We start from the raw sequence: 25,021 nt of genomic DNA, 5'->3' as shown, positions 1-25,021 counted from the left end.
GCGAGATCGGTGCAGTAACTTTGTTACGGTACAGGCGCGGAGGATGTGTAATGACGGCCTCCACCCATTTCGGGCGCGAGACAATCCATGTGCTTCACGTTGATGACGATCCTGACTTTGCCGAGCTAGCCGCGACCTTCCTCGTTCGTGCAGAAGACCGCCTTGATGTGACGACCGTTCAGACTGCCAGCGACGGCTTAGAGCAGTTAGCCACGGGCGACTTTGACTGCATCATCTCCGACTACGACATGCCGGGGCAGAACGGCGTTGAATTTCTGGAAGCCGTTCGTGAGGACTACCCGGAAATCCCATTCATTCTGTACACTGGGAAAGGGTCCGAGGAGATTGCGAGTGAAGCGATTTCGGCGGGGGTATCTGATTATCTGCAGAAGGAGGGTGGAACTGACCAGTATACTGTGTTGGCGAATCGGGTGATGAATCTCGTCAGCCAGCACCGCGCAGAGACCAACCTGGAGGAATGGATTGAGCAACAAGAAGTCGTCGCTGAGCTTGGCCGGCAGGCGCTCGCGGGTGGTGACTTGGATGAATTGTTTGAGGCGGCAACAGCAGCTGTTGCGGACGCGCTTGATAATGAGTATGCGAAAGTCCTGGAGTACGTCCCAGAGTCCAGTGAGTTATTCCTGCGAGCGGGTGTCGGCTGGCAAGATGGCCTGGTCGGCGAAGCAACCGTCAGCGACAGCCTCGGATCACAAGCGGGCTACACCTTACAGTCGGAGGAACCAGTTATCGTTGATGACCTGCCAAGCGAACAGCGATTCCAGGGCCCACCACTGCTAACTGAGCACGATGTCCGAAGTGGGATCAGCGTCATCATCGGCGATGTCGAGGATCCATGGGGCGTGCTGGGGACGCACACGACAGCACGCAAGCCGTTTTCCGAACACGACGTCACGTTCGTGCAGACGGTTGCGAACGTCTTGGCGACTGCTATCGAGCGCACACAGCACGAGATGGAACTCGCGCGGAACAAGCGCGCGATGGATGAAGCACCGGTTGGGATTACAATTACTGACCCCAGTCAAGATGACAACCCGATCATCTACGCGAACCAGAGTTTCCAGAACTTGACCGGGTATGATGAGAGCGAGATTCTTGGCCGGAACTGTCGGTTCCTACAGGGAGAAGAGACTGATAATGAGAAGGTAGCGGCAATGCGGGAAGCGATCGACGCTGAGGAGCGGGTGTCTGTTGAACTGCGGAATTATCGGAACGATGGGTCCGAGTTCTGGAATCGTGTCTCAATTGCACCGGTCCGCAACGAGGAAGGGGTCGTCAAGAATTACGTTGGGTTCCAAGAGGACGTAACTGAGAAGCGACGGCGGCAGGAACGGTTTCACCGGCAACGCGAGACGCTCCTGGAACTCGCATCTGATGATGCAGTAACGAGTGGTGAATTTGACGAGGCTGTCCGCCGAATTACGGAAACCGCAGCAGGCGTGTTAGACGTGCCGCGGGTGAATGTTTGGCTGCTAGATGACGACGGGGAGACGTTCACGTGTGCCGACCAGTATGAGCGTGGGGCGGACGCGCATTCTAGAGGTCAGGAGTTAGCGATCGGTGAGTACCCGGTGTACCTTGACGCGTTAGAATCTAGTCAGGCGATCGCGGTCGAAGATGTGGATGCGGATACCCGCATCTCGGAGTTATCCGAGTACGTGTCTCGCAACAATATTGGTGCGTTACTGGATGGGACGCTACGATCGGAAGGAGAGGTAATCGGGGTGATTTGTCACGAACACCAGGGTGGGCCACGGGAATGGATCGACGACGAAATCGAATTTGCGAGCGATGTTGCCGACATCGTCCATCGAGCACTACGAAACCAACAACAGACGGAACGTGAACAACAACTCCAACAGCAAAACGAGCGGCTTGATGCGTTCACGCGCATCGTCAGCCACGATTTGCGGAATCCGCTCCAGATTGCTGACGGACACTTACAAATCGCTCGTGAAGAACAAGATAGCGAGCATCTTGAGCAGGTTGCGCAGGCACACGACCGAATGAACCGACTCATTGAGGATTTGCTGACGCTAGCCCACGAAGGCACGCAAGCGATCGATGGGACGGACGTTGATCTTGCGGCCTGCTGTGAAGCCGCTTGGCAGAACGTCGAAACTGCTGGGGCAACATTGGTGACAAATACTGATCAGACGCTGCATGCCGATCGCGGTCAACTGCAGCAACTCCTAGAGAACCTGTATCGGAACGCGATCGAGCACGGCGGTTCCGACGTGACAGTCACTATTGGAGAGCTCTCTGATGGATTCTACATCGAGGACAACGGTCCGGGAATTCCAGCCGAAGAGCGATCAGAGATTGTCACGGCCGGCTATTCAACGAGCGAAGATGGAACCGGATTCGGGCTGAGCATCGTCCAGCAAATCGTCGACACGCACGACTGGACGCTCACCATCACGGAGAGCACGACAGGCGGTGCCCGATTCGAAATCACCGGCACCAACTAGAAACCGCAGGGAAATCCCCGGCCGATCGAGGAAAGTTACTCGCTAGTCGTCTGTGAGGATGTCCGCAGAGAGGCCTTGGGCCATTTCGATGTCCTTGGAGTTGTTGAGCGTCCAGGCTGTCCGGTCAGTAACGGCCTCGATGATCTCGCGGGCACTCGGGTAGCCGTTGCCGGATTTCTTGACGCCGCCGAACGGTAGTTGGACTTCCGCGCCGATGCACGGGAGGTTCCCGTACGCCAGCCCGATTTCGGCGTGGTCGCGGTAGTAGTTGATCTGGCGGTAGTCTTCAGAGATGATGGCACCGGCCAGGCCGTAGGGCGTGTCGTTGTGGATGTCGACCGCGCGCTCGATGTCCCCGGAGTACTCCAGTAAGGCGACGTGCGGGCCGAATACTTCCTCCTGGGTACAGCGGAGGTTAGCATCGGGGTCAGCCTCGTAAACGAATGGACCAACCCAGTGGCCGTCCTCGTGGCCCTCCGGAATCTCCTCGTCGCCGAGTTCCGTGCGGTCGACGAGCACGTTGACGCCCTCCTCGCGGGCGAGGTCGTTGTACTTCTGAATCTTCTCGACGTGCTCGGCTTCGATCGCGGGCCCCATGAACGTATCCTCCTCGAGCGGATCGCCGACAGCGACCTTCTCGGCGACCTCGACGAAACGCTCCTTGAACTCGTCGTAGATGTCCTCGTGGACGATGAGCCGCTCGCTGGAGACGCAGCGTTGGCCAGTCGTCTTAAACGACGACATCACCGCGGAGTGGACAGCGATGTCGAGGTCTGCTTGTTCAGTGATGACGATGCCGTTCTTCCCACCCATCTCGCAGGCGACGCGGCGGCCGGATTCGTCGCCGAGTTTCCCCGCGATTTTGTGGCCGACTTCCGCGGAGCCGGTGAAGAGGACTGTCGGGACGCGGTCGTCTTCGACGATGGCGTTGCCGGCGTCGCCGAAGCCCTGAATCATGTTAAAGACGCCGTCCGGAATCCCGGCCTCTTCGAACATCTCGGCGACGATTTGGGCGCACCACGGCGTCTGTTCGGCGGGCTTCCAGACGACCGTGTTCCCTTCGACGAGCGCGACGGCCATGTGCCAGTAGGGAATGGCGATCGGGAAGTTCCACGGCGTGATGCAGCCGGTGACGCCGCGGGGCTTCCGGCGCATGTAGGCGTCCTTGCTCGGGATTTCCGAGGGGATGATGTCGCCTTTCGGGTGGCGGGCGTCGCCGGCCGCCCACTCGACCATGTGTGCGGCTTCGACGACGTCGGCTTTCCCCTCGCTAATCTCTTTGCCACACTCCTTGGTGACGACTTCGCCGAGTTCGTCGGTGCGTTCTCGGAGCTCGTGGTAGACGTCCCAGAGGTACTCCGCGCGGTCGATGCGGGAGAGTTCGCGCCACTCTTCGTAGGCGTCGTCGGCGGCCGTAATTGCGCGATCGATGTCGCTGGGTGTTCCGCGGTGGAATTCGCCGAGTGTCTCTCCTGTCGCGGGGTTTGTGCTTTCGAAGGTTTCGGTCCCGTCGCCGGATACCCATTCACCGTCGATGTAGTGCTGGTATGGCTCTGCCATTACTGGGAGAAGTTCGCATACCCTCCAAAGTACCCGTCCTACCATGGACGGGTGGGGTCACTATCTCGGCCGTAATCACCCGTACTTAAGTAGGTTACCATGGTCGCCCCCATCTTTGTTAATCCGACACATGGATATCTACTCGGGAGAATACTAACATATGGCCATCGCCGATCAAACGACCACGACACGGCTGACACTCGACCTCTGGCACCCGAACTGTTGGGCCATCGAGGCGACCAGCCAGACCGGCGGCGGCGTGCTAGCGCACGCAATCTACAACTCGCCCACGACAGAAGGCAACCACCCCGGCACCGTCCAAGGGCTGTTCACCGCCTTCGGTGACACTGGAGACGAAGTCGAGCAACTGCTGGACGCCATCCGCGACTCCGAACACTCAGGGGACCTCTCAGAACTCCAGGAACGATTCGGCCGCGAGCGCAACGCCCCAGGCAACGTCGTCCGAGAGTTCTTCCTCGAATACGATCCCAACGACATGGTCTGTCCGACGCTCCTCCAACACGGATTCGTTCACAGCGCCCCGGTCCGCATCGAGGACGGCCGCGAGGAATGGCAGGTCTGTTTCGTCGACGACCGCTCGCAAATCCAGACCGCCCTCGACAAGGTCCGCGAGCAGGCAGGAGCCGAGGTCACCGTTGACTCAATCACGACGGCCGAGAACGGTCGAAGCACCGAACGCGACCAGCGCCTCGACACACTCACCACCCAGCAACGAGAAGCCATCGAGCACGCCCGTGAGGCCGGCTACTACGAGTGGCCCCGCGAGACTTCGACACGCGAACTCGCGTCCGACCTCGGCGTCTCAAAGACGACGCTGCTGGAACACCTCCGGAAAGCCGAAGCCAAACTCCTCGACCCATGAGTGTCCCGCCTACGTTCAGCAGCGCGCTACAGTGCTAGGCCGAGCACGACGAACAACAGGCCGGTGATTCCAACCGCACCTGCGTAGATCATCGTCCGAAATCGCTGTTTTTCTTCGGCAGCCGATGGGTTCCGCTCCCACTCCTCTACGGGGACCCACGAGCGCGCTCGGTTAACCGGGTCACTGAGCATGTAGCCGGCAAACGCAACCAAGAAGACACCGAGAGAGAGCGCGGTAAGATTCATGTCCGAGAATATTCCGTTGGATTCCAAAATACTTGGTACGCAATCAGCTCACTCGGGTCTCCTGCATTCAGGAGCGTCGTCGGTCATAGCGGAATTGGAGGGGATCAGTATCCTAGAACTCGAAGTTCGTCACTAAATTAATGCGAGAAAATCGAGGAGTCCATGTATGGAGCTTCGTGAGGCCACCGCTGACGACCTTGATGCCCTCATCGAACGCTGGTTCACTCTCGCCACATCGGTGGAAGCATACGACGACCTGAACGAACTCGCCTACACAGATAGCGACGACGCTGCCGACGGCTTCCACTCACTGCTGGACGACCCGGCAGTCACGATTTATCTCGTCGTTCACGAAGACGACCCGATCGGCTACGTGACGCTTCGAGAGGGCACCCACCCATCCCGGACGTACTCCCAGTATCTCCGCCTCGTCGACCTCTTCATCGACGAGGGCTACCGGAACGACGGCTACGGTACGCAAGTCGTCGAACGCGTCAAAGAGTTGGCCGAAGAGTGGGGATGTGACCACCTCAAGGTCTCGTGTGAGTGGCACAACGAGGCGGCCCGACGGTTCTACCGAAACGTCGGGTTTCGAGCCAAGCAGGTCGAGTACGCACTGCCACTTGAGTGAACTTAGCCCGGACCAAACCCAGTGGTGGACTGACGCTGCCAAACTCTCAGAACAGTATTGCGAGCGGAAAGTCCACAGCTTCGGTGGTAGGCGAGAGTCAACGCCCGATGATGGCACGGAGGGCGAAGAGGGCGTTACCTTTGCGTTCGCGGATGCGCCGGTAGAAGTACGAGAACCACTTGTTGCCGTAGGGAATGTACTGGTAGACGTCGTAGTCTTCCGCGGCGAGTTCGAATTGGGCTTGTTCGCGAACGCCCATCAGCATCTGAATTTCGAAGGGAGTGCCGTGTTCGTCGTGGAGTTCTGTCGCGAGGTCGATCATCTGTGGGTCGTGGCTCCCCACGGCGATGCCGTCGTCGAACGCTTCGAACATGTAGGTGAGGTATTCCTCGTAGGCTTCGTCGACGCGTGCTTTGTTCTTGTAGGCGATGTCGTTGGGTTCGTCGTAGGCGCCTTTCACGAGTCGGACTTTGCCGGGGAGGTCGGCGAGGCGTTCGAGGTCGTCCCTGGTGCGTTTGAGGTTCGCCTGGATGCAGACGCCGACGTTGCCCTCAGTTTCGCGGGCGTGGCGTTCGAAGGCGTCGAGAGTGACGTCAGTTGTCGGGTGGTCTTCCATGTCGATCCAGACGAAGCAGTCGGCGGCGTCGACGATGCGTGCGAGGTTCTCCTCGAAGGCGTCGTCACTGATGCTGAGGCCGATCTGGCTGGGTTTGATCGAGATGCAGGCGTCGGTATTCCGGTCGGCGAGGTCGTGGACGAGGTCGATGTATGCGTCTGCGTCCGCGTCTGCGTTGGCTCGTTCGTCGTAGTGTTCGCCGAGGAGGTTCAGGATGCCGTCGACGCCGCGGTCGTTGATGTCGTCGACGTGGTCCATCGCCGCCTCGGGTGTCTCGCCGGCGACGAAGTTACTGGCGATTGGCGGTATCATATTGGTTCGTAGATACTGGACCATCCTATATCAGGACCCAACCAAATATTACTGATAAGAAGTAGTCGAATTTTATTGTTTTGGCGGTATCTCGGTTGGATTTGGGTGGTCCCCGACCATGGTAGGGCTACAATTGACACCTGTTGCTGGTATGACTTACAGTGAAGACGCATGTCACGAGATACCATAACAGAGATCGACCGGCGGACGCTCCTCAAGCTCGCAGGCAGCGCAGGTGCCGCAGGGCTCGTCGGACTTGCCGGCTGTTCGACGACGGGCGACTCCGGAACGACCACCGACAGCAACGGTACCACCAGCGGCGAAACCACGACCAGCGGCGGCGGGAACACTGGCCCATACGAGATCGGCATGGTCGACTCGCTCACCGGCTCACTATCGGCATTCGGCCAACGCAACCAACGCGGGAAGGACCTCGCGCTCGCCGACGTCAACGAAGTCGGCGTCAACGGACGCGACCTCAACATCATCGTCGAGGACTCCGGCAGCGAGAGCTCGGGCGGCGTCTCCGCAGCCCAGAAACTCGTCAACCAGGACGGCGTCCCGTTCCTCATCGGCTCAGTCGGTTCCGGCGTCTCACTGGCAATCTACGAGAGTGTCATTCAGAACACCGACGTCGTTCAGCTAAGCCAGAACTCCACGGGACTCGGGTTGACGGACTTCCCGGGACTCCTGCGGATGTCCCCGACCGGACGCACGCAGTCGACCGCCCTCGCGAACCTCATCGGAGAGGACGGCCACGACAGCGTCGCGTTGACGTACGTCAACAACAACTACGGGCAGAGTCTCGCCGACGCCTTCGTCAACGCCTGGGACGGCGACGTCGCGTACAACAACCCCCACGACCAGGACCAGCAGTCCTACTCGGGCGTCATCAGCGAGATGAACGGCGCGGACGCGGACGCCTGGCTGTTCATCACCTACCAGGCCGAGTTCGCGACGATGGTCAACGAGATGTACTCCAGCGGGTACGACGCGCCGCTGTACGGCGCAGACTCCGTCTCCGGCGACAACGTCCTGAACAACACGCCGGAGGGCAGCATCGACGGCATGACGATTGTCGTGCCGTCCGCGCCCGTCGAGCAGCAGAACTACCAGGACTACGTCTCGGCGTTCGAAGCCGAATACGACCAATCCCCGACCGTGTGGTCGGCGTACGCCTACGACTGTGTCATCACGGCCGCACTATCGATTCAGGCCGCCGACGAGTTCACCGGATCGGCACTCAGCGACGTCGTCCGTGACGTCACTCGGCCAGAGGGCGAACAGGTAACCTCCTACCAGGCAGCCCACGACATCCTCGCCGATGGCGGTGGGCCCAGCGACGTCGACTACCAGGGTGTCAGCGGCCCCATCGACTTCGACGAGAACGGGGACCCCGTTGGCTTCCTGCAAATCCTGGAAGTGCAGGACCACAGCTACGAACCCGTCGGCTTCATCGAGTCCTAAGCTAACAGATGGTACTCGACCTCATCGCCAGCGGCCTGGTGTTCAGCAGCATCATCGTCCTCGGCAGCATCGGCCTCTCGCTGGTGTACAGCATCGCTGACTTCGCCAACTTCGCGCACGGCGACACGATGACCGTCGGCGCCTACTCGGCGTTAGTAACCTTCGGCGCCATCGGCGGCCTTGGCGGAACGGTGCTCGGGTTACCGTACGGCTTTTTCGTCGCGCTCCTCGTCGGGATTGTCGCAGCCGCAGCGCTGGCCGTCGTCACGGAGAAACTCATCTACGATGGGATGGACGTCGGCTCCATCGGCCTGCTCATCACCTCGATCGGGATTGCGTTCATCTACCGGGCGGTCATCCAGATGCGCTTCGGTGCCGACTTCACGCGGTACAGCATCCCAGCACGCCGCCCGATCGAAGCCTTAGTACCGTACGGCATTCGCGTCACCGAACACGACGTCGCGATCGTCGTCACCGCGGTCGTACTGGTGAGCGGCCTGCACGTCCTCTTGCAGTACACCGACCTCGGTCGGAAGATGCGTGCGATGGCAGACAACCCCGAACTCGCGCGCGTCAGCGGCATCCGAACGGACCGCATCAAACTCTGGACGTGGGTTATCGGCGCCGGGCTCGCTGGCGCCGGTGGCGTGTTCCTCGGCTTGTTCAGCCGGCTCGCACCACGGATGGGGTTCAATCTATTGCTCATCATCTTCGCAGCCGTCATTCTCGGCGGTATCGGGTCGGTCTACGGAGCGATGCTCGGCGGGCTCCTCATCGGGATGATCAACCAGCTCACGCCGGTTCTGTCGGACCTGGGTGCAGTGCTCCCGCTGGTGCCCAACTCGTGGGGGATCGGCATCGAGTACGCGGACGCCATCGCGTTCGTCATCATGGTTATCGTCCTGCTCGTCCGACCGAACGGCATCGCCGGGGAGGCGACCTGAGATGTCGCTTCGCTCCATCGCCGCCGACCCGAAAGCATACTGGAGTGGCCTCACTCGCGCCGAACAGGGCGTCACAGCGTTCATTATTGGTGTCGTGGGCCTGCTGTTGTTCGGTCTGCTCACCGGCGGCCTGGCACCGACGTACTTCCTGTTCCTCCTCGGGCTCGCGGGCATGTACGCGCTCATGTCGCTCGGCCTCAACGTGCAGTGGGGATACACTGGCCTAATTAACTTCAGCGTCGCCGCCTTCTTCGGCATCGGCGCGTACGGCACGGCGCTGGCGTCCTCGAGTTCATCGCCACTGGCTGGCGACCTCGCGCCCGTCGTCGGGTTGCTCGTTGCACTCGTGCTCGCGGCGATTCTCGCGTTACTCATCGCCATCCCGACACTCCGTCTCCGCGCGGACTACCTCGCCATCGCCTCGATCGGCCTGGCGGAAGTCGTCCGCATCATCATCCTCAACGAAGACCAGGTGACTAACGGAAGCGCTGGCCTCCGTGGCATCCCGACGTTCTTCGAAGGCTGGCCGGTCCTGGACACCCTCCCGCAGACGATGCCCGGCATCGTCATCTCGTGGCTTCCCGGCGGCCAACTCGTCCTTGGGCAGTCATTCTGGAGCGCGCTGCTGAACGTCGCGCTCGTGTTGGCGTTCATCGCCGGCAGTTACTTCGTCCTGAAGCGCGCGCACCGCTCGCCGTGGGGTCGCGTCCTCCGAACCATCCGCTCCGACGAAGACCTCGCCAGCGCGCTCGGGAAAAACACCTACCACTACAAGATGCAGGCGTTCGTGCTCGGCAGCCTCGTCATGGCGCTGGCTGGCGTGTTCTACGCGCACCTGAACCTCTACGTCTCGCCCGGTGACCTCAACCCGATTACGACGTTCTACGTCTGGGTCGCGGTCATCCTCGGCGGCAGCGGCTCGAACCGCGGGGCGCTCTTCGGTGGGTTCGTCATCGTCGCCATCCGCGAAGGAACGCGGTTCCTCAACGCCTTCGAGTGGATTCCCTTCGACGTCGCGCCACTCCGATTGCTGTTAATCGGCGTGCTCATCGTCCTGCTCATGCGCTTCCGCCCGCAGGGCGTGTTACCGCCACAACGCGAGCTGATCTGGCCGAGCGTCGTCGACAACGCCCCAGAAAAACCGGACACCGGCGTTCGTGACGTCAAGGCAGGTGAGACGAATGACTGAGAGTCAAGCATCACAGATGGCCGAGACCGAATCGGAGACCGATGCAGTCGCAGCGAACGTCGACAAAGATGACGTTGTGCTCCGCGTCGACGACCTAGTGAAGTCCTTCGGTGCGCTCGTCGCGACCGACCACGCCACCTTCGAGGTCGAACGTGGCACGATCACCGGCCTGATTGGGCCGAACGGCGCCGGCAAGTCGACGCTGTTCAACCTCATCTCGGGGTTCTACGAGACCGACAGCGGTCGCGTCGAAGTGAACGGCACCGACGTAACCGACCTCGAACCGTACGAGATTGCAGACCACGGCCTCATCCGGACGTTCCAAACCCCACGCAAGCTCGAGGGCATGACCGTCCGTGAGGCGATGCTCGTCGGGCCACGCAACCAGCCCGGCGAGTCGTTCGTGAAACTGTTCACCGACCCAGAGGCAGTGCGCGAACGCGAGCAGAAGAACCTCGACGACGCCGAACAGATTCTCGAAGACTTCGAGATCGACCACTTAGCAACCCAGCCCGCGACGAAGATTTCGGGCGGGCAGATGAAACTGGTCGAACTCGCGCGGGCGATGCTGGCTGAACCCGAAATCCTGTTGCTCGACGAGCCCGCAGCGGGGGTTAACCCGACGCTACGGAAGAAACTCGCAGAGCAAATCAGGCGACTCAACGAGCAGGGGACGACGTTCCTGCTCATCGAACACGACATGGAGTTCGTGATGAGTCTCGCGGACCCAGTTATCGTCCTCGACCGCGGGAGCGTCCTCATGGAGGGCACCCCCGAGGAAGTCCAGAACGACGACCGCGTCATCGACGCATACCTCGGCGGCTAACCATGAGCACGAACGAATCCACTACTGACGACGCGACCACGACTGGCGACCCGGCTACCGAGCACGTCCTCGAACTGGACAGCGTCGACAGCGGCTACGGCGACGTCCAAGTCCTCGACGACTGCTCGATGTACCTCGACCCCGGCGAGATTGTCTGTCTCATCGGGCCGAACGGCGCCGGGAAATCGACGGTGCTGAAGACGGTGTTCGGCATGCTCGACCCGTGGGAGGGAACGGTCACCTATCACGGCGACAACATCGGTGGGATGGCCCCCGAGGACATCGTTCGAGAAGGCATCGGGTACGTCCCACAGACCGACAACGTGTTCGGCTCGCTCAGCATCGACGAGAACCTCCGCATGGGCGGTGTCGCTCGTCGTAGCGGCTTAGAGGACGTCATCAACGACCTCTACGAGCGATTCCCGCTGCTGGACGAGAAGCGAACCGCGAAGGCTCGAACACTCTCCGGCGGTCAACGGCAAGTGCTTGCCTTCGCTCGCGCACTGGTCATGGAGCCAGACGTGTTGCTCATCGACGAACCGTCGGCGGGGTTAGCACCGAACACGGCACAAGAGGTGTTCGAGCACGTCGAAGCCGTCAACGAGATGGACACGGCGATTCTGATGGTCGAGCAGAACGCCAAACAGGGCCTCGGCATCTCGGACCGCGGGTACGTCCTCGACCAAGGAACCGTCCGATTCGACGGGGACGCCGACTCCCTCCTCGACAACGACGAGGTGTCCCAGCTCTACCTCGGCGGCTAACCCAGTCAGTACGTCTCACTGGGTGGTAGCCGCTGAGACAACCGGTGTGCGGGACGGCCTCCGCGCATCGGTGTTCTCAATACTTCCCGAAACTTCTCTCCCGGGCAATTTAGGCTTGGAAGTGGTCCAAGAGTACTTCGGTGACACGTGCTGGTTGCTCGTGGTGAATCCAGTGAGTCGCGTCCGGGAACCGTTCGAGACGACCCTGGTCACAGTAGTCGAGGCTCTTGGCGGCCATCTCGGTGAGTAGGAACTGATCGCGTTCACCCCAGCAGACGAGCGTCGGCGCGCTCACGGTCTCTCGTGGCGGGTCCTCGCGGTGTCGAAACAGCGCCCGGTACCAATTAATCATCCCGGTCAACGAATTACCGCGGTCCCACGCAGCGCGATATCGGCGAAGGTCCGTTTCGGAGAATGTCCCCGCCTGCGCTCCGCGGAGGGCAGCCGTCGGGAACGCGTAGTCGTTTCGACGCATGTACCACTCGGGAATCCACGGCAGCTGGAAGAAGAACATGTACCAACTCTTTCGCATCTGCTGCACGCTGGATGTGAGCGTCTCGACGAAGACCGTTGGATGCGGTACGTTGAGAATTGCGAGCCGGTCAACCACATCCGGGTGCCGGAGTGAGAGGTCCCAGGCGACGGATGCTCCCCAGTCGTGGCCGACAACGTGTGCTGGTTCAGCACCTGTATTCTCGAGTAATTCAGCGATGTCTCCCGAGAGCAGACTGATCCGATAGGCGTCAGTTCCGGATGGCGTCTCACTCAGATAGTAGCCTCGTTGGTCCGGGATGAGGACACGGTATCCGGCGTCGACGAACGGCTGTACGTGCTCGCGCCAGCTGTACCAGAACTCGGGAAACCCGTGTAAGAAGACGACGACTGGGTCACCCTCGTTGCCAGCTGTGACCACGTGTAACTCGACATTATTCACCTCCCAGTACACGGATTCCGCGGTTGGTTCCGCTAACAGTTCCGCATCGATCTTCTCGCTGGTTCCCACCCCCATGTCTCCATCTACCACACGTTGCGTGTTAATTATTTTCCACGAACGTAAAGCACCCCCGAGAAAATCTGAGTGTTCAACTGGCTAGAGCGATCCAATTCCCTCATTCGAAGAAAGTTCTCACACCTGATACCGCCGAGCGAATAGTTTTATGACTAGGTTCTCGCCGTATATCTATGTCCCCCGTAGATGGGGGTGGAGGCCAGACTGACGCCGTCACGGCGATGTTCGATGAAGTCACGGTCTTGTTCGTCACCAATTTCGACGACATCAAATCAAACCTCGCTGCGTCGCTACCGAACGTCAACACAACCTTCGCCGCCACACCCGCCGAAGCATACGCCGCATTCGACGAGACGACTGCGGTCGTCTGCCTATTCGACAACCTCCTCGACGAGGCCTTCGAGCAGTTCCGAACGGATGTCCTGGTCCGGCATCCGTTCTGCCAGTTTCTCGTCATCGAATCCCAGCCACTGGCGAACGAACTCGTCAACGACTACGACGTTATCCTAAACGCCCCGGTCTCAGGACCACAGCTTCGCGCCGTACTCCGCCGACGCATCATCTACGCAACCTATAGCATGACCCTCCAAGAATACTATCACCTCAACGCCAGAGTCGCAGCACTCCACCGATTACAGGACAGCGAACCACGCACTCCAAGCTATATCGCCACCCGACTCCAAGCGCTTCGCCCGCAACTCCAAGCACTCCAAGCGACCTTAACCGAAGCGCAACTACGCGAAATCGCCAGCGCCGTCGAACAGCACAAACAGTACGTAAACCAACCGACGAAACAACCCACAGAATCCTCGCAGTCAAAATACTATCCCGGAACCTGCCCAGCCTGTGGCGTTGTCTGGGGAGACGATCACAAGAACGAACTCGGCCAGGGATTCGAATCCCTCGGCGCTGGCGTCTGGAAATGCACGCACTGCAACGAAATCGTCCACGACCTCCACGACAGCAACCAAAGCATCACCAAATGGTAGCGCTCACCTCGAACCGCCGGCAGGCATCCCCATCGAAGCCACTCACCGATTGGGGGCTATCGGATTCGTCGCGGGGAGCGTGAACGAGAAGGTCGCGCCCTCGCCAGGCGTCGATTCGACCCAGATTTCGCCATCGTGGCGTTCGATAACTCGCTGGCAGAGTGCAAGGCCAATCCCGGTGCCAGGGTGTTCGTCGCGACTGTGGAGGCGCTCGAACACCTCGAAGATGCGATCCGAGTCCTCCGCATCGAGACCAATCCCGTTGTCGCTGACGTCGACCCGCCATTTGTCGTCGGCTCGTTCCGCCGAAATCGTAATCTCTGGTGGCTCGTCGCCGCTGTACTCGATGGCGTTCTCGACGAGGTTCTGGAAGACCTGCCGGAGTTGGTCGGCGTCACCGTTCACCCGCGGTAGCGGCTCAGCGGTAATGCTCGCGTTGCTCTCCGTGATCTGTAATTGGAGGTCCTCACGCACCGAAGCCAGAATCGAGTCTAAGTCGACGGTGTCGAAGGGATTGCCCTGCGTCTCGATACGAGAGTACTCAAGCAATCCATCGATCATCGCACGCATCCGGTCAGCACCGTCAACGGCGAAATTAATGAACTCCTGGCCGTCCTCATCAAGCTCGTCGCCGTACCGGTCCTCGATGAGTTGCAGGTAACTAGAGACCATTCGCAGTGGCTCCTGGAGGTCGTGCGAGGCCGCATACGCGAACTGTTCGAGGCGCTCGTTCGACGTTTCGAGTTTCCGCTCGTACTCCTTCCGGTCGGAGATATCGCGGACAACCCCAACCTGTTCGGTCTCACCGTCCTCGGTTTCGATGGTTGCAAACGACGCTTCCGTCGGAATCCGCTCACCATCGGCGGTCTCAATGGGTGCTTCCACCGTTGCGTCGCCCACATCGCTAGCGGTTGCTTTCTGCTGGGTCGCACGATCGATCGTGGCTTCATCAACAACCAGTGATGCATGCGCGCCGACAAGCTCCTCGCGTTCGTAGCCCGTTAACTCGGCGTACGCGTCGTTCACCATCGTGAACGTGCCGTCTTCGTCTTTCACGTAAATCCCGTCTTGGACGGTCTCGACGATGGTCCGGTACTTCGAGAGCGTCTGCTCGCGCGTCTTCCGGTCGGTGACATCACGGAAGTACACCGAAACCCCCGTCTCGGAAGGGTGGACGTTGAACTCCAGCCACGAATCCAATCCACCGACGTGTACTTCGAACGTGACAGGCTCCTGTGTGCGCATCGCCCGCTCGAAGTGCTCCCGATAGACGCCCGCGGAGTCAGGGAAGACATCCCAAATCACCTCCTCGAGTAACTCCTCTCGAGAGTGCTGCATGATGTCGGCGGCCTGGTCGTTCAGATGCGTGAACCGCCACTCGTCGTCGAGTGCGTAGAACGCATCAGAGATGCGACCGAGGATCTCGCTGAGCTCGGTTTCCAGCGCCGTCTTGCGTTGTTCCAGTTGTCGCTCTCGCTTTTTGAGTTCCGTAATGTCCTTGCCAGCGGTAATCACGCGTTCGACCGACCCATCAGAATCACGGATCGGCGCGGCGTTAATCTGGAACTGCATGCGGTCACCGGCCGGCGAGTCAATACGGACCTCCTCATCGAAGACTGGCTCACCCGTCTGCAACACCCGAGCCGACGGCATTTCATCCGACGGGAGCTGGCGACCGTTTGCATCGTAGACCGCCCACTCGTCGGCATTCTCGGGGCTGTTCAGAATCTCCTCCTTGGACAACCCAAGGGCGTCTTGGGCTCGCTGATTGGCGATAATCGTCTCGCCGTCGGCGTCTTTCACCGAGATGGCGATTGGAGCCGTTCGAAGCAGTTGCTGGGTCTGATCGCGTTCCCGCCGGAGTTGTTGTTCGTACTCGCGGCGCTCGGTCATATCCCGCGTGACCTTCGTGAACCCCTGCAGTTCACCGTCATCGTCGCGCACCGCTGTGATAATGACGTTCGCCCAAAACCGTGACCCATCCTTGCGGACGCGCCACCCCTCGTCCTCAACGCGGCCCGCCGTCCGCGCAGCCTCAAGATTCTCCCCAGGCACACCATCGTCGACGTCCGCTGGCGTGTAGAACGTCGAAAAGTGTTCGCCGATGATTTCGTCGTCACGGTAACCTTTGATCTGTTCGGCGCCCGTGTTCCAGCTCGCGACGGTGCCGTCGGGGTCGAGCATGAAAATCGCGTAGTCCTGAACTGCGCTCACGAACGCGCTGAACTCGGGCGTATCGGTCCGATTGCGTGGGGATTGCTGCTCGTGGGACTGCCACCAGATGCGCGTGGAATCCGCTACCTGTTTCGTCTGGATGCTACCACGGTCAGCGAGGTCTCGCAGGGTCCGTTCCGCAGCATTGGTCGAGCAGTCGAGTCGCGCTGCAATTTCGCGTGTAGAAAGCGGCGTCGTCGCCTCGTCTAATCGAGCAAACACACCTTCGACGTCTTCCGGCGGAATGTGCGGCGTAGACCCTGACGACCCCATACGTGTAGCACCAAATACGCGTGGATAACCATTATGGCTACAATCTATGTTCAGTCTCCGAGCCGCCGACTACCGAGGTGGCGCGAGTGGATTGAAGCGAACGTCCCAGCGAATCAATAACGGACTGCCGTCGTCAAAGAGCGTATTCCAGCGGTCGGGAGACGGCCACGCTAGACGTTGTTCATGCGGGTTTTGGTGGTGGTGCCGCAGGCCTGGCATTCTGCGACGCGGTAGGGCTCTCGGGAGAACGACGCGTTCTCGTCTTTGTCGCTTTCCGTGAGGATATCGATTGTGACGCTGTGGGGCTGCTCGCGGCCACAGGCTGTGCACTCTTCCGTGATTGCATCGGACTGAACGTTTTTACTGGCCATCGGACTCACCCAACTCAACAATATCCACCCACCCCCTTCCAGTGTATGCCTATACAGTTAGGATGGGTGTGGCCACGGCGATGCCCGATCACACAGCACCTACAACGAACCTAACCACAGATGGATTAAAGCAATCTGCAACAAACCAGAGTCAAGCGTTGAAGCAATAGATTGGCCGTTGCTGGTCGATGTGGGTTACAGAGAAGTGCTCCGTCAGGGATTCGAACCCTGGTCCTTGCCGTGAGAGGGCAAGATGATTGGCCGGACTACACCAACGGAGCGCGTCCACTCTTTCGTAGCCGAGGTGTACAAATAACGGTTTCGTCTCGGCTGCACGCTGAGACAGTGACACACACGTAGCCTCGGGAATCCATCGAGGGACAGCGACACTACCGAACGACTCGGAGAGCGTTAGGCCGAGGTGGTGTCGGCGACTTCGAGCAGCTCTTGGTAGCGGTTGCGGATGGTGACCGTGCTGATGTCGGCTGCGGCGGCGACCTCGTCCTGGGTGGAGCGGGTGCCGGTCAGGCGGCCGGCAGCGTAGATGGCTGCGGCGGCCAGGCCGACCGGAGACTTGCCGTTGAATACGCCCGTGCCTTCGGCGGTGTCGAGGAGTTCGCGGGCGCGGCGTTCGACGTGGTCTTCGACGTCGAGTTCGGAGGCGATGCGGCCGACGTAGCTAGCGGGGTCGGCGGGCTTGACGGCGAGGCCGAGTTCGCGGACGATGTAGCGGTACGTCCGTTTGAACTCCATGTCGTCGACGCGGCTGACGTTTGCGACCTCTTTGATGCTGCGCGGGTGGTTGGCCTGGCGGCCGGCGGCGTACAGCGCCGCGGATGCGACGCCTTCGATGCTACGGCCGGGGAGCAGGTCTTCGCTGAGGGCGCGGCGGTAGATGACCGAGGCGGTCTCACGGACGTTCTCGGGCAGCCCGAGCGCGCTCCCCATGCGTTCGATTTCTGCGAGCGCCTGCTTGAGGTTGCGCTCCTTGCTGTCGCGGGTGCGGAAGCGCTCGTTCCACTTGCGCAGGCGCTGCATTTTCTGGCGCTGACTGGACGAGAGGCTGTTGCCGTAGGCGTCTTTGTCCTGCCAGCCGATGTTCGTCGACAGTCCCTTGTCGTGCATCAGCTTCGTCGTGGGGGCGCCGACGCGGGATTTCTCGTCTTGCTCGCTGGAGTCGAATGCGCGCCATTCGGGGCCGCGGTCGATGTCGTCTTCTTCGACGACGAGGCCACAGTCGACACAGATGGTCTCACCGTGGGTCTCGTCCTGTTGGAGGGACCCGCCACATTCGGGGCAGGTGTGGGTCTGCTCGTGTTCGGTTTCAGTCGTGTCTGTCTCGTGTTGTGCCGTTCCGCTGTACTGTTGGATTGTCTTCGTACTCATGTTGAATTCCGTTCCGGGATGTTGTCCGCAGTGGGCTCCCGGGCACCCAGTATAACTATAGGTAAGGGACCCTAGTACTTAAAGTTTGCGCCACTCTTAAGTGCTACAATCGATATTTCCGAGTGGTTTTTATACCCAGCAAATTTTCGGGCAGCGAACACACCACAGCGACAACGCCAGAGAAAATACCGACCGCGACTAACCGACAATTAAGGTGCGAGGCGGTTCTTCCGGTGTTTCATCTCCGCTTCGTAGTAGTCGAACGTATGCGGACACCACTCCGCAGCGAGGTCCAACAGCTGCTCGGTAAGGTCCCGAATCTCCCACTGGGCGTCCGCGGCCGCTCGCATGTCCGCGATGTGCATCAACGACCGCGGATTCAACGTAACGACGACGTTCACTTCAGTCCCAATCGGCAGGACGAACCGTGCGTCCTCGGGCGGCATCCCGAGTTCCAGTAACTCCTGGTAATCCTCGACGGACTGCCGGACGGACTGCTGGAAAATCTCCTCGCGCTGCTCGATAGTCTCCTCGTCGACCTCCGCGTTCTTCTGATTACGGCCAATCCAATCCGGGTCGGTCGCCGACGGCGGCGTCACCACCATCTCACCCTCCTCGACGTCCGCGGGATCAACCTCGTCGAAAGCGACGTATCGCATCGACTGTACGTCGAAACTCGCGTGACGGTGCCGAGTGAGCTGCGCCATACACGACCGACTCATCCCCTCGATGGCGAACGTCGCGCTCGGGTGCTCGAAGGGCCCGTAGTGCCCGCGCTTGAGGAGCTTCGCGAGGAAGTTCGCTTTCTGCTCTTCAATATCATCACCCTCGACGCCCTCCATCACTTCCTCGAAGTCCTGTTCGGCAACCCAGCCGCTCATGTAGTCGTTGCGCGCGCCCCGGCAGATGAGTTCTTCCGGGTCGTCGGTCGCGTTGAGAAGACGCACTCGCATGTTGAACGTGGATGCTCGCGCCGGCGACAAAAGCGCTCCGAACCCAACGGCCACTAACCAGAAGTACCGGCCTGCCCCAGTTCCGGGTATGCCGTACCAGAAGGCGACGATAGCTGACGCCGAATCGGCGCTGCCGGACGAAGCGCGCGCGAAGATGTTCCGAATGAAAGACGCCCTCGACACCGAGGAGGTGGCGTTCACGCTGTTCACGATGGAACCCAACGCCGAGGGCATGGAACACGACCACCTCGACTCCGGCCAAGAGGAAGTCTACTACGTCGTCGAGGGCGGTGTCGACGTGGAGTTCGGGGACGCGACTGTTTCCCTGGACGAACGCGAAGCCATCCGCATTGACCCAGAGGAGACTCGTCAGATTCGCAACCGCGACCACTACTCCGAGCTCGTGCTCGTCGGCGCACCACGCTAGCGACAGCCACCGCAGGCGCTTCTCCTCGCGTTCACGTCCCGCCAACCCCTAAGTGTCGGACAGCGTAGCCAGTGTATGGCCACCAATCTCGCTGCCGGCGTCGACGCGTTCACGAGCAACGCCTTCCTCGTGGAGGGCGACCGCACAGTGCTCGTGGACCCGGGCGCGAACTTCGACGTTGTCAGTGCCGTCCGCGAACACGTCGACGACCTCGACGCAGTACTCCTTACGCACCCCCACCCCGACCACATCGGCAACCTCAATGACGTCAAAGCCGCCTTCGACGTCGACGCCTGGGGCTTCGACACCAGCGACGACGGCGTGGACCACGAAGTCGCGGACGGCGACACCGTCGCTATCGGCGACCACGATTACGAGGCCCTACATACGCCCGGTCACGAGCCACATCACTTGGTCTTCTACTCGCAGGACGCGAGCGTGTTGTTCGCGGCGGACCTCGTGTTCGCGAATGGCGCGTTCGGCCGCACCGATCTGGAGGGTGGCGACCGTGACACACTCCTACGAAGCATCGACCGCGTGCTCGATGTCGTCGACGACCTCGACGTGATGCACGCAGGCCACGGTCCAAGCGTCACGACTGGCGCAATCGAGAACATCGAACTCGCCGCAAAAGCCGCGCGACAGCAGTAGTTATTCGGTATCGATTCCGTAGTAGCCGGGTTCTTCCTCCTCGCGGGGTTCGGCGACGACGAGGTCGTCGCTGTGGTTCATAATCCACGGAATCGCCCAGTCGAGAAGCACGTTCTCCGTGTTCGGGTCTAGTTCCGCGTCGGGCTCTAAGTCCTGGAGGAGGCGTGCAATCTCGTAGACGGTGTACATCTTGTCCTCGTCGAGGAGCTCCGCCGGCGTGTAGAAGTCACACGGGTGGAAGGTCTCGAAGTCGTCCTTCGGAACGGGCATACTCGACGTGCGTGCGTCGCGACGAAAAAACCCCCGGTGGCGAATCGACCGTGGGGAACGCTTATCTGAGCGTCGGGCGCAACCACGGACGAGCGGTCCGTATGACAACGTACGCCACGCAGTCACAGTCGGCTCTCGATGAAGGGAAGGCCGCGCTAGTCGACGCCCTCCGCGACGCACTCGGCGACACCCTCCGAGACGTCTGGGTACTCGACCAACGCACTCAACAGCCGCTGTACCTCCGCGAGGACGTCGCCGAACGCATCGAAGACGTCGCCGTCGAGAAACATCTGGACAACGAACGCTACGGCTTCGTCACGCGCCAGACGTACAACCTCCTCCACTACTCGGAGTTCCGGTACACGCACCGCGGGTTCGACACGTGGGAGCTGTTCCGGACGTTCGTCACGGACGACGACGCCCAGGTCGGCGTCGTCGTCGGCATCGACTCGAACGACACCGGCTACGATTTCGGCGCGCTCACCGACATCGTCCACGACCTCGCCGACGAGTACGGTGCCGGTGCGTTCGCACCCGTGGCTCCCGACGACGACTGACGCGAAAGAAAACGGCGGATGTGTGACGCTACTCGAAGCGCGCAGCGACGTCCTCGTAGCGGTCCGCGACGTCGTCCCAGTCGACGACCTCGAAGAAGTTCTCGATGAAGTCGCCGCGGGCGGGACCGTAGTCGTAGTAGTACGAGTGCTCCCAGACGTCCAGCGCCAGAATCGGATGCGACCCCCAGAGCGCGCCCTTGTCGTGCTTGTCGACGACAACGTTGCGCAGCTGCTCGGAGTGGCTGTCGTAGACCAGCAGCGCCCAGCCACCGGCAGCGGAGGCTGCGGCCTCGAATTCGCCCTTCCAGGCGTCGTAGGACCCGAAGTCCTCCTCGATTTGCGCGGCGAGCGCGCCGGCGGGTTCACCGCCGCCGTTCGGGCTCATGTTGTTCCAGAAGATGGAGTGCAGGATGTGCCCGGAGCCGTTGTGGGTCACGTTCCCGATAGCGCCCGGCGACGACGAGAAGTCGCCCTCTTCACGATTTGCTTCGAGGGTTTCCTCGGCGGAGTTCCAGCCGTTGACGTAGCCCTGGTGGTGCGTGTCGTGATGCCACGTCATTACTTGTTCGGAGATGTGCGGTTCGAGTGCGTCGTAGTCGTACGGAAGCGGTGGAAGTTCGTAGTCACTCATGGTGCGGTCACCCGCCAGAACCATCGTAGCGGTTCGTGTTAAACGTTTGTGGCATCTTTGCTAGCACCTACCACGAAAACCGGCGAATGACGCCGCTTGCCCGCAGTTTGGATGGTTACTCACATACGTCCGGAGCTGCGACGAACGCGTATGCGTTCATGGCGCGGCGTCGGCCTCGTGACCGGCTGGCAGTTCACCGCGAGCCTCGCATTCTACGCCATCTTCGCTTCGACAGCCTTCGTCCGCAGCGACTTCGACATCTCCCGCGCGCTCACCGGCACGGTCGTCACTGCCATCATGCTCGGCTACACCGTCCTCCTCTTCGGAACGGGAGCCGCGGTCGACGGCTACGGCGAACGACCCGTGATGATCGTCGGGCTGCTCGGCATGGCCGTCGGATGCATCGGCGTCGCGTACGCGCCGACATTCCCACTGTTGCTCGCCGCGCTCGTCGTCCTCGGATTCGCGTACGCCACCGCGATGCCCGCAACCAACCGCGCCATCGTCGCCGTCTCCCCGAAGGGCAGCCGCAACCTCGCGATGAACGTCAAACAGGTCGGCGTTACCGGCGGCTCCGGCCTCGGCGCACTCCTCGTCACAGGCATCGCCGCCACCCGCTTCGGCTGGCGCGCAGGCTTCCTCGTCATCGCCGGCATCGCCGTCGTCATCGCCGCCGCGTTCGCCGCCGGCTACGAGGGAACGACCGGCTCCGGAACACTCTCGATGCCGGACGTCCGCGGACTCCTCGACGACCCCGCGTACCGAGGGCTCATCGTCGCCGGCCTGTTCCTCGGCGCGACGGTGTTCACGACGACCGGCTACGTCGTCCTCCACATGACTGAATCCATCGCCGTCGCCGCCGGCTTCGCGGGCGCCGTCCTCGCGGGCGTCCAGGTCGCGGGCAGCATCGGCCGGCTCGTCGGTGGCGCACTCTCCGACCGGCTCGGTGGCTCGCCCGCCCGCGGCCCCGCGCTCGTACTGACCGCGCAAGGCGTCCTTGCGGCCGTCTGCTTCCTCGGCGTCACCATCGCAGAGACGCCGTGGACGTCGGCCGTCGCGTTCGCGCTTCTGGGGCTGTTCATTCTCGGGTTCCCCGGCGTCTACTACGCGACGATGACCACAATTGTCGACGACGACGAAGTTGGTGCTGCCACCGCGGGCGGTCAGACCATGCTGAACCTCGGCGGCATCACCGCGCCGCCGCTGTTCGGGTTCGTCGTCGACGGCTTCAGTTACGACGTCGCGTGGACGCTCGCTGCCGCCGTCACGGCAATCGGGGCAATCGTCGTCTGGACGCAGGTCGCCCGGCAGGCCTCACGTACGTAGATATGCGGACTCAGGAACGAAGTGTCCCATAAACCGACCACACACCGGCCGCTGGGAGGTACGTACAAACAGCGCCGACAACGACGAGGGACAGGAATGTATTGAGCCCCCACCAGCCGGTCACACCGTACACCACAAGGAAGGAAACGACCCCACTCACGTGTGCGAGTAGGGCACGGGTCGTCGACCCGTGTTCGAAACTCCCCCAGACCCCGACGAGAACTCCGAAGACAGCGAACGCATATCCGAGCAACGACGACAACGCGGCAACATTCATCGGCTGTCGAATCGTGAATTCGTAGTAGCTTCCCTGATACTCGACGTAGTAGCGGCCGTACCCGGGCTGTGCGGTGGTATCACTTGCGCTCGTTAATTCCGTGACTTGGTGTTCCAGGCCTCGAATCGTGGTTTTGTTGTCCGGGGCTTCGAGTGCTTGGCGGAAGGCGTCTTGTGCGGTTGCTGGAAGGTCTGTGAAGTGGTAGATGACATCGACACCGGAGTCTGAGGCGTTGGCGGCTTCGGTTGCTGCGGCCTGTGTTGTCGCCTCCACGCTGTACGTGAACTCGATCAAATTCGCAAAGTGCGTGGCTTGTGCACCGAAAACCACCATCGCGAGGCCGATACCGACTAGCAGAATTGGCCAGCGCTGCGCGTGATTCGCTGCCACTGCTAGTCACCCGTCGTATTGCGCCGCAAAATGTTGTGGTTGTCTCGATCGAGCCATGCCATCACAACTAGGGGGAGGAGTGCGAATGCGGTGGTTGCGAGGATTGCTCCAGCGAATATGAAATGGGTGAAGCCGGGGGCACTCCCTCGGGCTAACGAAATCCACGTTCCACCAGCGAACCCGACGACCATTGCGGTGAGCAAGAGGCCTGCCGCTTCGAGATTTGTTCGTTCTCGCACGAGGAGTCCTGCGAGGTAGCCTGCTGGAACCGGGAGCGTGACGAGCAGTAGTTCCATCTGTGTGCCGACCAGCCGGCGGAGAGTCAGGGGCGTGCCATATTCGGGCGGGTACACTCCTAAATCGAGATACATGACTATGACACCGGTGACGAAGACGACGGCGAGCGTCGCTATCGCGTTCAACACCCGCTTTCGTACCGTGGTCGGACGCAAGATGCCGGTTAGTATGCCGAGTGCAGCGTATGCTATTCCGACGCGGAGAAGTACCGATGCTCGACCGAGCCCATAGCCCGTTGAGAGCCCTCCCATACGAACCGCGATCAATAGTAGAATCACCCCGGAAACAGCCAATACAATACTTCTCCGGATCACTTCAAAATAAAATAACGACTGGGGGAAGTGTCTTGTGGAGATCTGTACTGAGTGGTGGTGCAACTGTACTTCCAGAAACAACGCACCACATCGAGGCAGGTGCTCACAAACTGTATTTGGCGTGGAACAGCCCCTCGGTCGATGGATGGACTGTCAATCTATTTTATAAAGGCCCCAATAGAGAATGGCGGCCAGCGTCACGATTAAGATGACTACGATTCCCCTTCCCGTGCGTAGAACTGGCCATAGTTCCATCGCGATAAGGATGGATAGAAGCCAGATGATGAGGTTGAGTCGAAAAACCACCCCTTTTCGTGACATTAATCCTACATAGTGGTCCACCTACAAGTATCTAATTACAGATGACTATGGTGAGTAACCCAGAGAACTACGACAACTGGCAGAACGAAGACGGCCACAACGACAATCGCAAAGAGCGGAATTTGAATAATAACGTCTAATCGCTGACGGACGACGTATAAGAGACCGACAGCCAGTAGCCCAACCAACAGTGCAAGTGGATACCGCATCTCCCGCTGACGGAACCAGAGATAGCCACTGAGACTCAGCCCGATACCGGGAATAACGAACAGACCGGTAGAAATGGAAAATAGACCGGCGGCCATCCCAGTATCAGTACATCACAAAGCCGCTTAGTTAGAACGTCTGCTTGCTGAAGGTGTGTCTACGACCCAGCAAGCAGACAGTGAGATTCACGAGGACCAGCTCCTTAACTTCCTCGTCAACTGCCTTGACGAGG

The 25,021-nt window shown here is 60.6% G+C and carries 25 protein-coding genes and 1 tRNA gene; 13 read left to right on the top strand and 13 right to left on the bottom strand.

Going from position 1 to position 25,021, the window contains the following annotated elements; translation table 11 throughout:
* Positions 1 to 50 precede the first annotated feature (50 nt).
* Positions 51 to 2,489 carry a GAF domain-containing protein gene (locus tag LPA46_RS17235; RefSeq protein ID WP_230893583.1) on the top strand — a complete coding sequence of 813 codons (2,439 nt, stop codon included), beginning with the start codon at positions 51 to 53 and terminating at the stop codon, positions 2,487 to 2,489.
* 42 nt (positions 2,490 to 2,531) lie between these two features.
* On the opposite strand, the gene LPA46_RS17230 is transcribed toward LPA46_RS17235, so the two are convergent.
* Positions 2,532 to 4,049, bottom strand: coding sequence for an aldehyde dehydrogenase family protein (locus tag LPA46_RS17230; RefSeq protein WP_230893582.1), 1,518 nt, complete (start codon positions 4,047 to 4,049; stop codon positions 2,532 to 2,534).
* 160 nt (positions 4,050 to 4,209) lie between these two features.
* On the opposite strand from LPA46_RS17230, the gene LPA46_RS17225 reads away from it, so the two are divergent.
* The gene (locus LPA46_RS17225) at positions 4,210 to 4,932 is read left to right on the top strand and encodes a helix-turn-helix domain-containing protein (RefSeq protein WP_230893581.1); all 723 of its coding nucleotides are present in this window, start codon (positions 4,210 to 4,212) and stop codon (positions 4,930 to 4,932) included.
* 26 nt (positions 4,933 to 4,958) lie between these two features.
* Here LPA46_RS17225 and LPA46_RS17220 read toward each other — a convergent pair whose 3' ends face one another.
* A complete protein-coding gene (locus LPA46_RS17220) occupies positions 4,959 to 5,177 on the bottom strand; it encodes a hypothetical protein (protein ID WP_230893580.1) in 219 nt (72 codons plus the stop codon).
* A 166-nt stretch (positions 5,178 to 5,343) separates the two neighbouring features.
* On the opposite strand from LPA46_RS17220, the gene LPA46_RS17215 reads away from it, so the two are divergent.
* The gene (locus tag LPA46_RS17215; RefSeq protein WP_230893579.1) at positions 5,344 to 5,808 is read left to right on the top strand and encodes a GNAT family N-acetyltransferase; all 465 of its coding nucleotides are present in this window, start codon (positions 5,344 to 5,346) and stop codon (positions 5,806 to 5,808) included.
* 97 nt (positions 5,809 to 5,905) lie between these two features.
* Here LPA46_RS17215 and LPA46_RS17210 read toward each other — a convergent pair whose 3' ends face one another.
* Positions 5,906 to 6,736 (bottom strand): proline dehydrogenase family protein, encoded by an 831-nt coding sequence (locus tag LPA46_RS17210; RefSeq protein WP_230893578.1) that lies wholly within the window; start codon positions 6,734 to 6,736, stop codon positions 5,906 to 5,908.
* Positions 6,737 to 6,907: 171 nt separating this feature from the next.
* Between LPA46_RS17210 and LPA46_RS17205 the strand changes: the two genes are divergently transcribed.
* Genes LPA46_RS17205 through LPA46_RS17185 form a run of 5 tightly spaced genes read left to right on the top strand, consistent with a single transcriptional unit; the run spans position 6,908 to position 11,926 of the window.
* Entirely contained in the window at positions 6,908 to 8,203 is a 1,296-nt protein-coding gene (locus LPA46_RS17205; protein WP_230893577.1) for an ABC transporter substrate-binding protein, read from the top strand.
* An 8-nt stretch (positions 8,204 to 8,211) separates the two neighbouring features.
* A complete protein-coding gene (locus LPA46_RS17200) occupies positions 8,212 to 9,147 on the top strand; it encodes a branched-chain amino acid ABC transporter permease (protein WP_230893576.1) in 936 nt (311 codons plus the stop codon).
* Between the two features lies 1 nt (position 9,148).
* Positions 9,149 to 10,336: a branched-chain amino acid ABC transporter permease gene (locus tag LPA46_RS17195; protein WP_230893575.1), complete on the top strand. Its 1,188-nt coding sequence runs from the start codon at positions 9,149 to 9,151 to the stop codon at positions 10,334 to 10,336.
* A gap of 16 nt (positions 10,337 to 10,352) precedes the next feature.
* On the top strand, positions 10,353 to 11,162 hold the full coding sequence (locus LPA46_RS17190; RefSeq protein ID WP_330166351.1) for an ABC transporter ATP-binding protein: 810 nt from the start codon (positions 10,353 to 10,355) through the stop codon (positions 11,160 to 11,162).
* Positions 11,163 to 11,164: 2 nt separating this feature from the next.
* Positions 11,165 to 11,926 (top strand): ABC transporter ATP-binding protein, encoded by a 762-nt coding sequence (locus tag LPA46_RS17185; protein WP_230893573.1) that lies wholly within the window; start codon positions 11,165 to 11,167, stop codon positions 11,924 to 11,926.
* A gap of 109 nt (positions 11,927 to 12,035) precedes the next feature.
* Here the strand turns inward: LPA46_RS17185 and LPA46_RS17180 are convergent, their stop codons facing one another.
* Positions 12,036 to 12,935: an alpha/beta fold hydrolase gene (locus LPA46_RS17180; protein ID WP_230893572.1), complete on the bottom strand. Its 900-nt coding sequence runs from the start codon at positions 12,933 to 12,935 to the stop codon at positions 12,036 to 12,038.
* 173 nt (positions 12,936 to 13,108) lie between these two features.
* Between LPA46_RS17180 and LPA46_RS17175 the strand changes: the two genes are divergently transcribed.
* Positions 13,109 to 13,924 (top strand): hypothetical protein, encoded by an 816-nt coding sequence (locus LPA46_RS17175; RefSeq protein ID WP_230893571.1) that lies wholly within the window; start codon positions 13,109 to 13,111, stop codon positions 13,922 to 13,924.
* A gap of 42 nt (positions 13,925 to 13,966) precedes the next feature.
* Here LPA46_RS17175 and LPA46_RS17170 read toward each other — a convergent pair whose 3' ends face one another.
* The 5 genes from LPA46_RS17170 to thyX form a co-directional block, all read right to left on the bottom strand.
* Positions 13,967 to 16,411, bottom strand: coding sequence for a PAS domain-containing sensor histidine kinase (locus LPA46_RS17170; protein ID WP_230893570.1), 2,445 nt, complete (start codon positions 16,409 to 16,411; stop codon positions 13,967 to 13,969).
* 170 nt (positions 16,412 to 16,581) lie between these two features.
* Complete coding sequence (locus tag LPA46_RS17165; protein WP_230893569.1) at positions 16,582 to 16,782, bottom strand: DUF7835 family putative zinc beta-ribbon protein; 201 nt, start codon at positions 16,780 to 16,782, stop codon at positions 16,582 to 16,584.
* Positions 16,783 to 16,988: 206 nt separating this feature from the next.
* Positions 16,989 to 17,063: transfer RNA gene (locus tag LPA46_RS17160), tRNA-Glu, on the bottom strand.
* A gap of 130 nt (positions 17,064 to 17,193) precedes the next feature.
* A complete protein-coding gene (locus LPA46_RS17155) occupies positions 17,194 to 18,168 on the bottom strand; it encodes a transcription initiation factor IIB (RefSeq protein ID WP_230888765.1) in 975 nt (324 codons plus the stop codon).
* 209 nt (positions 18,169 to 18,377) lie between these two features.
* On the bottom strand, positions 18,378 to 19,121 hold the full coding sequence (gene thyX / locus LPA46_RS17150; protein WP_230893568.1) for an FAD-dependent thymidylate synthase: 744 nt from the start codon (positions 19,119 to 19,121) through the stop codon (positions 18,378 to 18,380).
* An 88-nt stretch (positions 19,122 to 19,209) separates the two neighbouring features.
* Between thyX and LPA46_RS17145 the strand changes: the two genes are divergently transcribed.
* Entirely contained in the window at positions 19,210 to 19,548 is a 339-nt protein-coding gene (locus LPA46_RS17145) for a cupin domain-containing protein (protein ID WP_230893567.1), read from the top strand.
* Between the two features lie 75 nt (positions 19,549 to 19,623).
* On the top strand, positions 19,624 to 20,199 hold the full coding sequence (locus LPA46_RS17140; RefSeq protein WP_230893566.1) for an MBL fold metallo-hydrolase: 576 nt from the start codon (positions 19,624 to 19,626) through the stop codon (positions 20,197 to 20,199).
* On the opposite strand, the gene LPA46_RS17135 is transcribed toward LPA46_RS17140, so the two are convergent.
* Positions 20,200 to 20,469, bottom strand: a complete 270-nt coding sequence (locus tag LPA46_RS17135; RefSeq protein WP_230893565.1) for a DUF5827 family protein — start codon at positions 20,467 to 20,469, stop codon at positions 20,200 to 20,202.
* Between the two features lie 101 nt (positions 20,470 to 20,570).
* Between LPA46_RS17135 and LPA46_RS17130 the strand changes: the two genes are divergently transcribed.
* Positions 20,571 to 21,026, top strand: a complete 456-nt coding sequence (locus LPA46_RS17130; protein ID WP_230893564.1) for a DUF7522 family protein — start codon at positions 20,571 to 20,573, stop codon at positions 21,024 to 21,026.
* 28 nt (positions 21,027 to 21,054) lie between these two features.
* Here the strand turns inward: LPA46_RS17130 and sod are convergent, their stop codons facing one another.
* Positions 21,055 to 21,657: a superoxide dismutase gene (gene sod, locus LPA46_RS17125; protein WP_230888759.1), complete on the bottom strand. Its 603-nt coding sequence runs from the start codon at positions 21,655 to 21,657 to the stop codon at positions 21,055 to 21,057.
* A gap of 150 nt (positions 21,658 to 21,807) precedes the next feature.
* On the opposite strand from sod, the gene LPA46_RS17120 reads away from it, so the two are divergent.
* Positions 21,808 to 22,983: an MFS transporter gene (locus tag LPA46_RS17120; RefSeq protein WP_230893563.1), complete on the top strand. Its 1,176-nt coding sequence runs from the start codon at positions 21,808 to 21,810 to the stop codon at positions 22,981 to 22,983.
* Positions 22,984 to 22,993: 10 nt separating this feature from the next.
* Here LPA46_RS17120 and LPA46_RS17115 read toward each other — a convergent pair whose 3' ends face one another.
* Both LPA46_RS17115 and LPA46_RS17110 read right to left on the bottom strand, forming a co-directional pair.
* Positions 22,994 to 23,554: a hypothetical protein gene (locus LPA46_RS17115; RefSeq protein WP_230893562.1), complete on the bottom strand. Its 561-nt coding sequence runs from the start codon at positions 23,552 to 23,554 to the stop codon at positions 22,994 to 22,996.
* A 98-nt stretch (positions 23,555 to 23,652) separates the two neighbouring features.
* Positions 23,653 to 24,198 carry a hypothetical protein gene (locus LPA46_RS17110; RefSeq protein WP_230893561.1) on the bottom strand — a complete coding sequence of 182 codons (546 nt, stop codon included), beginning with the start codon at positions 24,196 to 24,198 and terminating at the stop codon, positions 23,653 to 23,655.
* Positions 24,199 to 25,021: the final 823 nt, after the last annotated feature.

The sequence above is a fragment of the Halobacterium sp. KA-6 genome (assembly GCF_021029015.1).
In the GTDB taxonomy this organism is placed as follows: domain Archaea; phylum Halobacteriota; class Halobacteria; order Halobacteriales; family Halobacteriaceae; genus Halobacterium.
Note: the sequence above shows the minus strand (reverse complement) of the source record. Positions and strands in the feature narration are given on the sequence as shown.